Source organism: Flavobacterium sp. KACC 22761 (assembly GCF_034058155.1).
Taxonomy (GTDB): domain Bacteria; phylum Bacteroidota; class Bacteroidia; order Flavobacteriales; family Flavobacteriaceae; genus Flavobacterium.
In genome coordinates, this window is record NZ_CP139148.1 from 3,420,693 (window position 1) to 3,435,200 (window position 14,508).

At 32.3% G+C, this 14,508-nt stretch carries 15 protein-coding genes; 4 read left to right on the forward strand and 11 right to left on the reverse strand.

Annotated features, from left to right (window positions below):
- The first annotated feature begins 220 nt into the window (after window positions 1–220).
- Complete coding sequence (locus SCB73_RS14855; protein WP_320566993.1) at window positions 221–913, forward strand: hypothetical protein; 693 nt, start codon at window positions 221–223, stop codon at window positions 911–913.
- 179 nt (window positions 914–1,092) lie between these two features.
- On the opposite strand, the gene SCB73_RS14860 is transcribed toward SCB73_RS14855, so the two are convergent.
- From SCB73_RS14860 to SCB73_RS14910, 11 genes are all read right to left on the reverse strand, one after another.
- On the reverse strand, window positions 1,093–1,929 hold the full coding sequence (locus SCB73_RS14860; RefSeq protein ID WP_320566994.1) for a mechanosensitive ion channel family protein: 837 nt from the start codon (window positions 1,927–1,929) through the stop codon (window positions 1,093–1,095).
- 87 nt (window positions 1,930–2,016) lie between these two features.
- Window positions 2,017–2,454, reverse strand: coding sequence for an acyl-CoA thioesterase (locus tag SCB73_RS14865; RefSeq protein WP_132990310.1), 438 nt, complete (start codon window positions 2,452–2,454; stop codon window positions 2,017–2,019).
- 111 nt (window positions 2,455–2,565) lie between these two features.
- Window positions 2,566–3,042 carry a DUF1203 domain-containing protein gene (locus SCB73_RS14870; protein ID WP_320566995.1) on the reverse strand — a complete coding sequence of 159 codons (477 nt, stop codon included), beginning with the start codon at window positions 3,040–3,042 and terminating at the stop codon, window positions 2,566–2,568.
- A gap of 92 nt (window positions 3,043–3,134) precedes the next feature.
- Complete coding sequence (locus SCB73_RS14875; protein ID WP_320566996.1) at window positions 3,135–3,920, reverse strand: TlpA disulfide reductase family protein; 786 nt, start codon at window positions 3,918–3,920, stop codon at window positions 3,135–3,137.
- 230 nt (window positions 3,921–4,150) lie between these two features.
- Window positions 4,151–5,116 carry a nuclease-related domain-containing protein gene (locus SCB73_RS14880; RefSeq protein ID WP_320566997.1) on the reverse strand — a complete coding sequence of 322 codons (966 nt, stop codon included), beginning with the start codon at window positions 5,114–5,116 and terminating at the stop codon, window positions 4,151–4,153.
- 174 nt (window positions 5,117–5,290) lie between these two features.
- A complete protein-coding gene (locus SCB73_RS14885; RefSeq protein WP_320566998.1) occupies window positions 5,291–5,512 on the reverse strand; it encodes a hypothetical protein in 222 nt (73 codons plus the stop codon).
- A 38-nt stretch (window positions 5,513–5,550) separates the two neighbouring features.
- The gene (locus tag SCB73_RS14890) at window positions 5,551–6,012 is read right to left on the reverse strand and encodes an SRPBCC family protein (RefSeq protein ID WP_320566999.1); all 462 of its coding nucleotides are present in this window, start codon (window positions 6,010–6,012) and stop codon (window positions 5,551–5,553) included.
- A 43-nt stretch (window positions 6,013–6,055) separates the two neighbouring features.
- Entirely contained in the window at window positions 6,056–7,324 is a 1,269-nt protein-coding gene (locus SCB73_RS14895; protein ID WP_320567000.1) for a Na+/H+ antiporter, read from the reverse strand.
- A gap of 130 nt (window positions 7,325–7,454) precedes the next feature.
- The gene (locus SCB73_RS14900) at window positions 7,455–8,207 is read right to left on the reverse strand and encodes a hypothetical protein (protein WP_320567001.1); all 753 of its coding nucleotides are present in this window, start codon (window positions 8,205–8,207) and stop codon (window positions 7,455–7,457) included.
- A 46-nt stretch (window positions 8,208–8,253) separates the two neighbouring features.
- Window positions 8,254–8,877, reverse strand: a complete 624-nt coding sequence (locus SCB73_RS14905; RefSeq protein WP_320567002.1) for a hypothetical protein — start codon at window positions 8,875–8,877, stop codon at window positions 8,254–8,256.
- Window positions 8,878–9,251: 374 nt separating this feature from the next.
- Window positions 9,252–9,554, reverse strand: a complete 303-nt coding sequence (locus tag SCB73_RS14910; RefSeq protein ID WP_320567003.1) for a hypothetical protein — start codon at window positions 9,552–9,554, stop codon at window positions 9,252–9,254.
- A 352-nt stretch (window positions 9,555–9,906) separates the two neighbouring features.
- Between SCB73_RS14910 and dnaK the strand changes: the two genes are divergently transcribed.
- The 3 genes from dnaK to corA all read left to right on the forward strand — a co-directional run bounded on the left by dnaK (window position 9,907) and on the right by corA (window position 14,474).
- The gene (gene dnaK, locus SCB73_RS14915; RefSeq protein WP_320567004.1) at window positions 9,907–11,787 is read left to right on the forward strand and encodes a molecular chaperone DnaK; all 1,881 of its coding nucleotides are present in this window, start codon (window positions 9,907–9,909) and stop codon (window positions 11,785–11,787) included.
- Window positions 11,788–11,944: 157 nt separating this feature from the next.
- A protein-coding gene (locus tag SCB73_RS14920) for an IS3 family transposase (RefSeq protein ID WP_320566433.1) occupies window positions 11,945–13,212 on the forward strand; the annotation gives its coding sequence in 2 pieces (ribosomal slippage) (window positions 11,945–12,284 and window positions 12,284–13,212; 1,269 coding nt in all).
- Window positions 13,213–13,403: 191 nt separating this feature from the next.
- Entirely contained in the window at window positions 13,404–14,474 is a 1,071-nt protein-coding gene (gene corA, locus SCB73_RS14925; protein ID WP_320567005.1) for a magnesium/cobalt transporter CorA, read from the forward strand.
- The last annotated feature ends 34 nt before the right edge of the window (window positions 14,475–14,508 follow it).

Below are 14,508 nucleotides of genomic sequence, written 5' to 3' on the forward strand. Positions count from 1 at the left end.
AATACGGTCTTAAAGTTATCAGAAAAAAAGCTTTCGAAATAGTTTGATGGTTTTTATTGCCAATTATCGATGATTTATTGAAATTTTATCGATTAAATGATGCGGATTTTGAAAATAATGCATTTTGACGAGTAATGTAGCACTTCAGAGGACTTCTTTTATTAATAGGAAAATTGTATGTAATTTAGTATCAGAAAGTTGTAAGCTAAAAAATAGTATTATGAAAAAAACGATACTTTTATTCCTGCTGACAGTCCCCACATTTGCCCAAGAACTCAATACATTTGATTTCGCCGTTATAAACTCAACCTTAATTTCTGCAAATATCGATCTTGATAAAGGGCGGAGCGTGGTCGCAGCCAACCAAGATCAATATTCGGCTTATTTTCAGTATGCTTTTAATATGTGTGATGACGATATTATTTTTGGCGCTGGAATCGACAAGTCTGAAATTGACCGGACTTACATTGGCTACATCGGAAAAATTTGCGGTAAATTCAGAGCCACAATTGGAGTGGGTTATCTAGAATCGCGGAGCGGTTATGACGGAACTTTTACGGGTTTTAGCGTTTCATGGCATTTTTCTGAAAATACTTATATCGGCGGAAATCTAGAAAATCTGCATTCTACAAGTGTTGATTACGAAACCGATGAAAGTTTTGATTATTATAAAAAATTAGTTCCGAAGCTATTTGGAAGCTATGAAATCATTCCGCATGTGATTGCTTTTGGACAATTGAGTTCAAGAGTGAATGATATTGCCTTGAAATATCAAGTGCACCGATTTTCTGCCGGCGGATTTTATTCTGGACACTCAGTAGGAGGAATCTTCGGAACTATCAATGTTGGTCGATTTGCATTTTCCTGCAGTACAACTTTTGAAAAAGTAAATTTTGGATTAAAGTTTGAATAAAGTATCGTCTATATTTTCTAAATTTTCTAACACATAGAAATATAGATTTTATTTAACGAAAAGAGTTGAGAAAGAAACTAGTTTCTAACACATAGTCCCGATAACTATCGGGATGTATTTAAATTAGTGAAACGCCTTATTTGAGTTATAGGATCTATGATTCTATGCGTTAAAATTAATTACTGCTTGATTGTCACTACTCTTTGTGGATAAGGAATATCGATTTTGGCTTCGTCAAAACGTTTTTTAATGCTTTGCAGCAAATCGCAATACATTACAAATCCGTCTGTAGAGTTTTTTGCCCAAGCCCACGCTTTTAAATTTACGCTAGAATCTGCCAATGCTACAACGCGAGCCACAACCAGCGGTGTGTTTTGTTTTTTGGCTTCGGCAGTTCTGGTGTCTATAAAAAATGGATGTTTTGCGATTTCATCTTTCATAATTTCCAATGCTTTTTCGACATCAGAATCATAACCGATTCCGATTTCGATTATTTTACAGCATTTTGTGTCATGCATGTTCGTGTTTATAATAATTTGAGCGCTAATTACAGAATTCGGAATAATAATTCGGTTGTTTTCGGCATCTTTAAGGACTACTTGTCTTAAATTGATATCTTCAACTGTTCCAACAAAATTGTTGATGGTAATTTTGTCATTGATGCGAAACGGCTTAAAAATCACTAAAAAAATACCGCTTACAATATTGCTTAACGCTTGTTGTGAAGCGAGACCAGCGACAATAGAAATTACGCCGGCGCCAGCCAAAACAGAATGTCCAATGATTTTAAATTCTGGAATTTGGATTAAAGCAAAGGCAAATCCTAAGATATAAATTACGGTTATGATCAAGTGTTTTAAGAATCTAAACCCGGTTGGATCATATTCTTTATTAGTTAGTTTTCGGTACAAAAAATAACGAAGCACTTTATCTGTAATTGCGCCAAGAATAATTGTTGTAACGGCTATAATAGCAATAAAAACGCCAATTCTAAAATCTTTTAAATAATCAATCATATGCTGTTATTTTTAGAAAAAAAATCCAAAAAACAAATTTAATATTGCTTTTTGGATTTTATAAAGTTAAGACAAATAATTTTGTTTTTATAGTCCCACAAAATCATCGCTTTTTGGGAAAATGCTCAATGCTTCAATTGCAATTTCAGGCGTTGGCGAAGCTAGTTTTCTAAGTTTTGTGTCCATCCAAGCACCGTCAACGGTAATGGTTGCACAAAGTGTATCATCTTCTCTTCTAAACTCGTGAATGATTGACCAGCGCGAAGCATCGGCTTTCATTTTTGATGTTTTGGTATGAATGAATATTTTGTCTGAAAGTTTTAATTCTTTTCTGAAAACGCATTCTTCCCTAAATAAAACAGGGCCAAAACCTTGTGTCTGCATCACTTTCAAGGTCAAACCAAGTTCTTCAAGAATTTCAATACGATGCTGCGCACCAAAATCGTAGTAAGCGCTATGACGAACGTGAAAATTTGGGTCTAAATCTGACCAGCGAAAAGAAATTTCTTTAATAAATGAAGCCATTTTTACTATTGTATTTTATTGAAAAACCGAAATTACGAATAAAAAATAAACGAATAGCATGAAATTGTTATGCATGCATATTTTTTTTGTTTTTCTATAAAAGAAATATTTTCATTTTACTCTTTCAACTAGACAGTTGTAACAGCCAGGTTTTGCATTGTGAATGTGGATGTAATCTATTTTTTCGTTTTCAAAAGATTTAAAAATCTGTTCTTTAAGAGTATTTCCTTCTATTACAACTGCTTCCTTCATTATGCCGTTTTTGTCATAACCACGGAGTGAAAGTAACCTATGATTTAGCATTGTTGGTATTTCGTTGTTTTTAAATAGTGGCGTACTGGCTCTTTTTCGAATAAAAATCGGTCCGCTGGCTTGATAAGGTGAGTTTGTTTTGTGATGCTTATAGGGCAAGAGAATTACTTCTTCTCCTATTTCTGCATCTTCTAGACTTACTCTACAAGGAAACCCCGGAAATTTATCAACTGTCATTTTAATTGCACCGATTTTTTCTAGTTCTAAATCAGTTAATTCAAATAATCCTAAAAATTCATCATGATTTAAAGGAAGAATTTTAAAATTTGCTTTCATAGTTTTTTTAAGCAAAAATCATTTGTTTTAGAATAGTAGAAAATCCAAATCTTGCTATTTTTGATTTATTTCAATAGATGCATTCGAATAAATTATTTTGAAAGCAGTTTTTTGATTTCAGCGGCAATGTTGTCTAGATTTCCTTCTGCATTTCCGGTGGTTACAAATTTTATAACTCCGTTTTGGTCAATCAAGAAATTTTTTGGAATCGCATTGGTAGCGTAACTATTCCAAATTTTGCTCTCTGGATCAAATCCGTAATTAAAATTCAGACCGTCACCTTTAAGTTTAGTCACTTTTTTTGCTACTATTTTTTCAGCTTCTCCACTTGAGATGGCTAAAAACACAAAATTATCGTTTTTGAATGGTTCTAGAATTTTTGTTGGAATATCGTAAAACTCCTGTAAGCATGGCGCGCACCAAGTTGCCCAAAAATTGACTAAAACCACTTTCCCTTTTAAATCAGAAAGTCTTACTTCTGTGCCATCGATTAATTTCAAAGTAAAGTCTTTTGCTGTATCATTTACGTTCAAAAGATATTGTTTTTCTGGTGCTTCCGCTTTTTGGTTGGTAGCTACTGGTTGAATTTTTTTATCGTTTTCTAATTTTTCTTTTTCGGTAAATACTTCAACGACAGTTATAAATTCTCTGTCTCCAATTTTATCACCATATTTTTCGGCTAATTTGTTTCTTTCTTCTTCTGTAACGCCTTTATTCATTGATTTAATTCTGCCTTCCTGAGCATATTTCTCAACTTGTGCCATCGTGACAATTTCGTTATTGATTACAATGATTGTTTCAGGTTTTTTTGCGACTTTATTTTGTGCGTAAAAGAATGGTGCAATTAACAGAAGAGCAAAACAAATTAATTTTTTCATAGGTTAGATTTTATAGTTTTTTATAAATATAGAACTTTTTATAAGAGAAAATTTTATTATTTATTTGATTGTATAAAATCTAGGTTGTTGTTAATTTGTTAATTTAGAGTGAACTTGTTTTTGTTCGGAGAATTTAAGAAGGAAGTCCGCGATTATTTCGGTTTCTTCAATAAGAAAGCTTGCGCTGAAATATTTTATGTAAGGAAGCAATTCATCAACAGTGAGGATTTTTACAAATTCGAATTCCTCAACTGGTTTTTTGTTGGTAAAAACAATGATGTTTTTGATTGGCACTTTTCGATTTCCCCAATATTGCCGAGAAAAATCAGTGTTTTTTTGCTTATTTGATTGTTGAATAGTCTGAACAAAGCATAATTGGTTCGAAGAACTTGCTCAACAGGCGAGCGCAAATCGGGATTGTTTAAGGAACTGTCACCCCAATTTTTTGTTTCGATTAAAAAAACTCCGGCGGGAGAAATCAAAAGATGATCAATTTGAATGGAATGAATAGGATCGTGATTGTTTTTATTATAGATTGGCGGATTGAAAGTGCAGCAAAAATCATTTATCAAAATATAATCGTCAGTCAATTTTTTTAGCATACTTTCTACTTTTTGCTCGCCAACTGCTCCGTAAATGGTATTGTTAAGCGTTTCGATTATTTCTTTTTTCTTTTCAAATACCAGTAAATCTTGATAACTGCTTTCGTTTACAACATTCTGAAAATTGGCAGCAATATACTCGAACCGTTTTTTTTTTTTTCTAAAAAGCTGTTTTTTTATCTGATAATTAAAAAGGAAGATATCGTAATGAAATTTAAGTTGTGCCGACCAAAATTTTGTGCAGATAACAAGGTTGAGCCAATAGTCTTTTATTGTTGGAAAAATTTTAGAATGGGTTTCGGGAAGATTGTCAATTTCGTCATTAAAATTATCGAGTTGCTGTCTTAATTGCAGTTCGAGAATCATTTTCTTTTGCGAAATGGAAGTATTTAATTCTGATAAATCTCTTTCAAGCGCTGATTTTTCTTCTTCAATAAATAAAGTATGATTCGAAATGATTTGCGCTTCGTTGATTTGATGATTTTTTTTAAAATTAATCAATTCATTCAACGAGTGAAAATGGTCGATGTTATATCGAACTAAATCAATTTGTAAAGTATTGAGACATCCGATGGTATTATAAACTCTGCACATTTTCTTTCTAGATTTGTTGCCATAAGATATAAGTTACAGTTTATATAGATAAGAATTTTAGGCTAAGTGGAGTATAATAAAGAGGCAATTTGTTTATATAAAGATAAAAATTTTTTAAAAGATAAAATTTATTTTTACTTGTGTTTAATGTCAAATGTTTATATGCAGGCTTTATCAATTTCTTGATTTTGATGTTCCATCATCATTAATAAATTTAAATTGATAATTTATATCAATTATTTTCCCGCCTATACTCGTAAATGTTTCAAGCATTCCACGCCAATCCTCAGAATCATCTTCTTTTTCAGTGTCCCAACGAATTATTCCATAAAAATTAGATCTGTCAGAATCTGAATTTATTACGACACCATATTCTCCATTCAGGAAAACTTTCATTCCAGGAGCAAAATTTTCACTCATTACAGAATTTGTTTTTATTTTTTCATTTTCGATAATTCAACTTCAAGTTTATCAAAGTTTTCTTCGTTTTTATCGACAACGTAAGGTTTCAGTTTTTGGCATTCTTCAACTGTTTCAAAAAGCATTTTAAAAACAACTTTAGTTTTGTTTTCATCAACCGTTTCAAATGTGGTGAGAATTTGGAACAACGGTTTGGAATAACGTTTCCAAGCAATAAGATTTGGCCTGTCAATTTTTATGAATTCGCATTCATTTTCAAAATTTCCTCTTTCAGGACCGTGCATTGTAAATTTCCATCTTCCGCCTTCGCGAAAATCAAATTCGTGAAAAGTATTGGTAAAGCCTTTTGGTCCCCACCAATTTTTCAAATGATCAGGATCACTCCAAGCTTTAAAAACCAGTTCTTGGGGAAAATTCAGAACTCGGGTTGTCACGATTTCTGATTCTGGCGTGGTTTTGGTAATTTCTGATTTCATTTTATTTTTTATTTGATACATTAAAAATAAAACAATTATCTGCTTAATGCTGTTTTTCTTTCAAAGAATTTATTTTTTTAACAATCCAAGGCAACGTAAGTCCTTGCCCAATAATGGTTATCAATACAACTGCTACAGAAATAAAAATTATAGCATTTCGTTCCGGAAAAGGAGTTCCATCTTCTAAAACTTTGGGTAAACCTAGGGCAATTGCGAGAGAGACAATGCCACGCATGCCGGACCAGCTTATAATTAAACTATTGCCAAAATCAAGCAATGCATGCTCGCTGACTTTCCGTTTTCTTTTTTTGTTCTTTTGAAAAGCCTTCTGCAGATTCTTCTTTTGGAAAAAGACCCTTGTCATTCTCGTTAACAATGCGATGATTGTAATTATTATAGCATAACCAATATAAGGCAGAATCATGCCGTCGTCAATATCTTTCAGAATGTATCGAAAATTGAGTCCGATTAAGATAAAAATCAATCCGTTGAGCAGAAAAATAATAACATCCCAAAGACTTCTAGCATTATTTTTTAAATTTTCAGGCAAAATTTTGTTGCTGAAACGCGCCATCGCCAAACCTAATATAACAACAGCAATTACGCCCGAAACATGCAAATGTTCAGCGACTAAATAAGTTACAAAAGGCATAAGCAACATAAAACTGACAGTGACATTCATATTGTTGCGTACTTTTTTCAGAATAAAACCTAAAATTTTGCCCATTACAAAACCCACTAAAAATCCGCCACCAAGCAAGAAAACAAATTCGAATGTCGCTTTCCAGATTATAAATGCAGAACCCATAACGGCCGCCACGGCAAAACGATAAGCAACTAATGCAGATGCATCGTTTATCAGGCTTTCGCCTTCAAGTATCGTCAAGGTTTTTTCTGGAATGTCGAGCCCTTTTGTGATATTTACTGCTGCAACGGCATCTGTTGCTGAAAGTATAGCGCCAAGAACAAATGACAAAGGCCAGCTCATGCCCGGAATCATATAATGCGAAACTACCGCAATCCAAAATGTAGTAAGGAAAACTAACGGAATGGCTAATGTGCTTATCGTGCTTAGGTTTGTTTTGAAATGTTTTGGTGAAATATTAAACGAAGCGTCATACAATAATGGAGGCAGAAATATCAAGAAAATAATTTCGGGATTAATTTCAATTTCATTCATTGTCGGAATAAAACCAATAGCAACTCCAACAATAACCAAAAGAATAGGATAGGGCAGTTTTGATTTTTCAGCAAAAGCAGAAAGACCAATTACAATGGCTAATATGAAAATGATTATGGTGTAGTTTTCCATTTTTTAAAGTTTAAAAAAGATAGTAAACATATTGCAAAAAGAATGTGTTTTTGAGTTAATTAATTGATTCCAAGATTTTGTACTGGCTTTTTAATATCAATACAAAACCTTAGCTTAAAATTGTTGTATTTCACGATTCGTCACTATCTCCGTTATAGAATTCCGTAAGGGCAGTGTCTTCAAAAAAATGAAATTCTTTTTTTACTGGGAAAGTTTCAGATGTTGAAGGCATGTTTTCTTCCATTGTATTTGTTTCTGTTGTTGTGCTCTCACTTTTTTCAAAATTATAAGACATTTCAACGATACTTCCTGCACCACCAGAATATGCAGTTAAAGTGTTTAAAACAAGATCTTTTTCAATATATTTAAATGTACTGGAAATAGCATTATGCGGACCGCCAAAGAGATAAATACGCAGTTCTTCTTTTTCTATACTGATAGTCTCAGTGTACATTTTAAAATCATTTTCGTTGTATTCAGGGGGCATTACAATATTGGAAATTTTATCTAAACGATATGATTTATCTGCATTTTGTAAAAGAATTAACATAGGTCTTTTGAAAGTATTATTTTCCTTGTGTTTTAATACAACAGCAATATCAGGTAAATTGTCATTGTTTAAATATCCTTCAGCTTTATATTGTACCTCATAAACGTCGGAGTTAGGAAGAAAGTCTGCAATTTTATTTCCTGTTTCAGGATAGGTAACATCATTAGGTTCTCCAGAAACAGTTTCCTCGTACTCTTCTTCCGTACAGTCGTGCTCAGGAAGGCTGTCGATTATAGAAACATTTTTTTTTAGACTTATTGTTTCTTTTTTATTGCAAGATTGAATTGTATAAGCAAATGAAATTGCTATGATAGGTAAAATTAGTTTTTTCATTTAAAAAAAAATAGAAAAATGTTAATAAACAATAATTTACTTTTTACTAGCTGATTGGGAAATATTCAATCAATAAACGATTTCCTTCTTTCCATTTTATCCAACCCGATTTTATTTCATTTTTTGCATCATCACATTCTGAAGTGAAAATTTCAATCCAGTCTCCTTTCGTTGATCTAACTTGAAAACAATCCTCTCCAGAGTATTTAATTACTGTCGCATTTTTATTGGGTAATTTATAGATTTTGTCCGTTTTTGAGACTCTTTCAATTCTAAACATATCTTGAAGATACTTTTCCCAATTTTTAAATTCGGTTATTTTACTTTTTTTAATCCAAAGTGATTTTCCGGATTTATTATCTACAATTATTTTAAACCAATTATTTTCCTGTTTCTCGCAACGAAAGACAAAGAAATTGTAATCCAGCCAAAGTACTTCTGGTTTCAACCATTTTTGCTCATTTTTAAGATCTTTAATATTCCAGCTATTGATCGATTTATCATTAAAAAAACGAATAGTTTTTATAGGCTCTTTATCATTTATTGAAGAATAAAATGACAAAACAGTTTGATCATTAAATTTAATGGAAATCAAACCAATTCCTAAGTTTGTTTGTGCCAATATCGAAATAGACAAAATCAGGAAAAGTAAGGTTAGTTTTAGTTTCATTTTATGGCGTATTGTTTTTTCTATTTCTTGATTCCAAATTTCTTCAGCATTTTGTTTAAAAATGAAAATTTGAAGGTATTTTTATTTATAACTTATGGATTATGTTTTTAATATTTCTGAGCAATACAAAATATGAATTATTTAATTGTCGTTAATATAAGCATTATGTATTTCTCGTACATAGTTATATTCTGGTATCTTTTTGAAACCAAATTCGCTTTCGAGAAATTCAAAATATTTATTAATGCTGTTTTCTAACATTTTTGTAATGTCTAAACTGTTGCTTATTTATTAGTTTGATATTTTAAAAGCCATTTTCGATTTGTCAAATCGTACAAATACATAATAACTTTATTAGTTGTTAGTGAGAGTTTTTATTCGATTTTATCGTTAGGGTGTGGATATCTTGTGTAAATTTTATTTTCAATTTGTTGCAGAAATTCGGGATATGTTTTTGCAATCCAATTTTTTAATTGTTCAACGTTCTCAATCTTCTTAATTATTTGTTTGGCTTTATTTGTAATTGTTAATTCATTATTATTCTTGACAATTTGATATAATGTCCATAGTTTCTTTTCATGTTCTCTATAAAATTCCGGCCTGTCCCCGTAATATAAACTATCTGCCAAGTAATCATAACTATAACCGTTCACAAAAACATAAAACTCTGGTATCATAATACTAATAATATTCTAGTTAATTTAAAATTTGAGGTAAATTAAGTTCTAATTTTGGATTTACCAAATTGTCGATATCAACTATTACTTTGTTTTATTTAGAATTTGTAAAATCTTTAGATCTCCAAAACTGAAAAACGTTTTGATTGTTTTGGTAGTGTCAGCTCCTTAATAATGACATAATTATATGGTTATGCCATACCTGTCATGTTTTAAAAATGTCATGTTGTCAGATGATTTTTAGAGCTCTGACGCTAAAACTGACAATTTTATTTAGTTTTTTATCTTGGCACAAAGATTGACTTATGCCACATGAGTTTAAAAATTAAATCAAAAATTAAATATATAAAAAATGGGTAAAATAATCGGAATTGACTTAGGTACGACGAACTCTTGTGTTTCTGTAATGGAAGGTAACGAAGCAGTTGTTATCCCTAACGCAGAAGGAAAAAGAACTACACCATCTATCATCGCTTTTGTTGAAGGTGGAGAAATTAAAGTAGGTGATCCTGCAAAAAGACAAGCAGTAACGAATCCTACAAAAACGATTGCTTCTATTAAACGTTTTATGGGACACACTTTTGCTGAAACTGAAGGAGAAGCAAAAAGAGTTCCTTACAGTGTTGTAAAAGGTGACAACAATACGCCACGTGTGGATATTGACGGTCGTTTATACACTGCTCAAGAATTGTCTGCAATGACACTTCAAAAAATGAAAAAAACTGCTGAAGACTATTTAGGTCAAACAGTAACTGAGGCAGTTATTACAGTTCCTGCTTACTTTAACGATGCGCAGCGTCAAGCTACAAAAGAAGCTGGAGAAATTGCTGGTCTTAAAGTTATGCGTATCATCAACGAGCCAACTGCTGCTGCACTTGCTTATGGATTAGATAAAAAAGGAAATGATCAAAAAATTGCTGTTTACGATTTAGGTGGAGGTACTTTTGATATCTCTGTTCTTGAATTAGGAGACGGTGTATTTGAAGTATTATCTACAAATGGTGATACTCACTTAGGTGGTGATGATTTTGACCAAGTTATTATTGACTGGTTAGCTGACGAATTCAAATCTGAAGAAGGAATTGATTTACGTTTAGATCCAATGTCATTACAGCGTTTGAAAGAAGCTGCTGAGAAAGCTAAGATTGAATTATCATCTTCTGCTGAAACAGAAATCAACTTGCCATACGTAACGGCTACTGCTTCTGGACCAAAACACTTAGTGAAAAAATTATCTAGAGCTAAATTTGAGCAATTATCTGATTCTTTAGTAAAACGTTCTATGGAGCCAGTTGCTAAAGCATTAAAAGATGCAGGTTTATCTACATCTGATATCGACGAAGTAATCCTTGTTGGAGGTTCTACTCGTATGCCAAGAATCGCTGACGAAGTGGAGAAATTCTTCGGTAAAAAAGCTTCTAAAGGTGTTAACCCTGATGAGGTTGTGGCTATTGGAGCAGCTATTCAAGGTGGAGTTTTATCTGGAGATGTAAAAGATGTATTGTTGCTTGACGTAACACCTCTTTCTTTAGGTATCGAAACTATGGGTGGTGTATTGACTAAATTAATCGAGTCTAACACAACTATCCCAACTAAAAAATCTCAAGTATTCTCTACTGCTGCTGATTCTCAACCATCTGTTGAAATCCACGTATTACAAGGAGAAAGAGCAATGGCTGCTGATAACAAAACTATCGGTCGTTTCCACTTAGACGGTATTCCACCAGCACCAAGAGGAGTTCCTCAAATCGAAGTAACTTTCGATATCGATGCTAATGGTATCATCAAAGTTTCTGCAACTGATAAAGGAACAGGAAAATCTCACGATATCCGTATCGAAGCTTCTTCTGGATTAACAGCTGAAGAAATCGAAAAAATGAAAAAAGATGCTGAAGCTAACGCTGATGCTGACAGAATTGCAAAAGAAAGAGCTGAGAAATTGAACGAAGCTGACAGTACTATCTTCCAAACTGAATCTCAATTGAAAGAGTTAGGAGATAAATTGACAGACGATCAAAAAACAGCTATCGAATATGCTTTAACTGAATTGAGAATGGCTCACCAATCTCAAGATCTTGACGCAATCCAAAAAGGATTAGACAATGTAAATGCAGCTTGGAAAACAGCTACAGAAGCAATGTACGCTCAAGGTGGTGACGCTCAACAAGCAGCTCCACAACAAGAGCAATCTGGAGACAATGTTGAAGACGTTGAATTCGAAGAAGTAAAATAATTCTTTAGTACTAAGTAATTAGTACAAAGTATTAAGATAGAAAACCGAGTCAGAAATGGCTCGGTTTTTTTATGGGCATTGTTTTCGTTTTTAAACCTGACAGGTTTTTAAAACCTATGTCTCGTCCTGAAAAAAGTTGACTATAATTAACTTAATTATGTCACTAACAAGAGAAGTATTTAAAAGAATTGTGCCTGATTGCACTTACAGTGAGGCATTCAAAAAACAGGTTGTAAAAGAATTTGAACTGGGATTATTTTGCAAGGCAGATCTTCGCCGTCGTTACCAAATCAGAAGTCATAGCTGTATCGACAGTTGGTTAAGAAAATATGGTAAATTTACATATCTGGAAAAACTAACACTGGGACGACCTATGAAAGATCCTCAATCTCAACGCATCAAAGAACTCGAAGCTCAATTAGCTAAGAAAGAGCAAGAATTATTGGTCTTTAAAAAGTTTATTGAAATAGCCGAACGCGAGCTAAAAATCGAGATTGTAAAAAAGTCTGGTTCCAAGCAGTCCAAGAAATAAATCGTATATACAGGGTTAGTCCTTGTGAAATATGTCGATTGTTTGGATACAGTAAACAAGCTTATTACAAACGAAAATCACATCTATTAAAGTCAATTCCCGACAAAGTACATCTCAAATCTTTGGTAATGTCGGTTCGTCAAAAGCTGCCAAAAACCGGTGGCAGAAAACTGCATTATATGCTGAAAGATGATTTAAAAAGACATCAAATAAAGATTGGCAGAGATAAATTGTTTGATTTTTTACGTGATGAATATTTATTAGTCCCTAAAGCTAGAAGATATTACAAGACAACAAATTCAAGACATTGGATGCGTAAATATCCAAATTTAATAAAAGAAATCAAGCTCAATGAGCCTGAGCAGGTTTGGGTTGCTGATATTACTTATCTAAGAACTAAAGAACAAACATATTACCTGCATTTGATAACAGATGCATACTCGAAGAAAATTGTAGGTTATAATTTATCGGATAATTTAATGGCTTCTTCTACATTAGAAGCTTTAAAGATGGCTGTCGGTAATAGGAAATACAGCAGAAATCTCATACATCATTCAGATAGAGGTCTTCAATATTGCAGCAAAGAGTACACGGAATATTTATCTCAAAGCAAGATTCTGATAAGTATGACACAAAACTATGATCCATATGAAAATGCAGTTGCAGAAAGAGTAAATGGTATTTTAAAAGAAGAATTTGGATTATCTGAAATCTTTGAAGATTTTGAAAATCTGAAAAAGCAAGCTCTAGAATCTATTTTATTTTATAATCAAATAAGAGTGCATTTATCAATAAATATGCTGACTCCAAATCAAGCACATTTACAAAATCAAATCAAACTCAAAAGATGGAAAAAAACAAATCGGAACAAAAATAATTCTGTTCCGATTTAATTAATTTTATATTACTAATCGAGTCAACCTTTTTCAGGACAACTCACTATCGGGTTTAATTTAGTGTAAAAGCAGTAAAAAGATTACTTTTTTATATCACACCATTTTGCTAAATCTTTCAAAGTAAAATGAGAATTCTCATTTCCCATTCAAAATCTTTTTCGTAATATTACTATTGTAAATTTTCGTGAATGAGAAAGATAAAATACAAGAAAGGGCGCAAACTACAGCATACTAGTTTAGAGTACACAGGATCTCATAAAGATTTTAAGACAGAGATGCAGCTTTTCGTCTATAATGATGCAGATGTCATAGAATATGAGAAGTTTACAGTTTCGGCACTGAATTCGTGTTTTGATTTTACGAAAAACAATTGGCTCAATATCCATGGATTAAATGATATTGATCTTATTAAAACAATTGGAGAACATTTTAAGCTAGACGACTTTTTGCTGGCCGACATTTTAAACACAACAAAAAGAACCAAACTTGAAGAACAGCAAGAAGTTTTATTCTTTAATATAAAATCCCTTTTGCCTTCAGAATCTTCAGACGATCTTAAAGTAGAGCAGCTAAGTTTTATTTTGAAAGACGGGATTTTGATTTCGTTTCAGGAAAAACGAAGTGATTTCTTCACACATATACGCGAGCGCCTGCGCACCCATGCAGGAATTGTCAGAACTAAAAAAGTCGATTATCTGTTGTATTTATTGCTGGATGCTGTAATGGAAAACTTCTATATTACCATAGAAGATGAAGAAGAAAATATTGAAGAATTGATCAATTTGACTAAAAAGGGAGCAGATCCTATAATTTTAGAAAAGATCGAAAATCACCGTGACAATTTTAATTTCTTGAAACGTTCCATTGTGCCTCTAAGAGATTCTTTGTACTATCTGAAAACCATTAAGGATGATGAAACAAATGGATTAATCCAAAAAGATACTTTTAATTTCTTTATCAGATTGCATCAAAAAAGTTTGGAGCTATTGGAACAAATAGAATCCGATATGAGTTCATTAGAAAGTGCGTCTAACTTTTATTTTTCGGAACAAAGCCGAAAAATGAATGAAATCATGAAAACGCTAACGATTATTTCTGCCATATTTATTCCGCTTACTTTTATTGTTGGAGTTTACGGAATGAATTTTGAAAATATGCCAGAGCTTAAAACACAAAACGGCTATTTTATAACTATGGGATCCATGTTTTTCTTAGTTATAGCCTTAATTGTATATTTTAAAAGAAGACGTTGGTTTTAAAATCAATTAGTACAAACAGCAGCAAATTAAACAT